The following is a 391-nucleotide window of genomic DNA, read 5'->3' as shown; positions in this document are numbered from 1 at the left end:
GGTCATACCTTCTGAACCATCTCGGCCGCGAAGCCAGTTTGAGTGATCGCCTGGCTCGCGCATTTCCAGCGTGTCATAGGAGTACCGCTTGCGCTTGAACAGGCTTTTCAATGCAGCGAACTCGTGGCTTTTTTCGTCTTCTATGCCGACGACTTCTCCTGCAAGCCGCTCCCAGTGACCAACGCCGTCGGCCAGCATTGCCTGATAGGTCTCCGGGTCAAGCAAGGCTTGCTGTTTGAAATGCATGATGCGGTGAGTCATAGAAGCGCTCGGAGTGGCCAAAGAGAGAGCGCTAGCCTAAAGGTTCCGGGTCATTCGTGTAATAGCTGGCCGCGCTTTAGCAAACCGTCGTTGACCCACAACTTCAACCAGGTCGCGGCTTGCAAGGGAG

General features: G+C 55.8%; 1 protein-coding gene. It reads right to left on the bottom strand.

Annotated features, from left to right (window positions below):
- A partial coding sequence (locus tag ACN8M7_RS25975) for a hypothetical protein (RefSeq protein WP_490262631.1) occupies positions 1-261 on the bottom strand: 261 nt, incomplete at its 3' end.
- Between the last annotated feature and the right edge of the window lie 130 nt (positions 262-391).

This window comes from Pseudomonas spartinae (assembly GCF_965197125.1).
Classification (GTDB): domain Bacteria; phylum Pseudomonadota; class Gammaproteobacteria; order Pseudomonadales; family Pseudomonadaceae; genus Aquipseudomonas; species Aquipseudomonas composti_A.
Note: the sequence above shows the minus strand (reverse complement) of the source record. Positions and strands in the feature narration are given on the sequence as shown.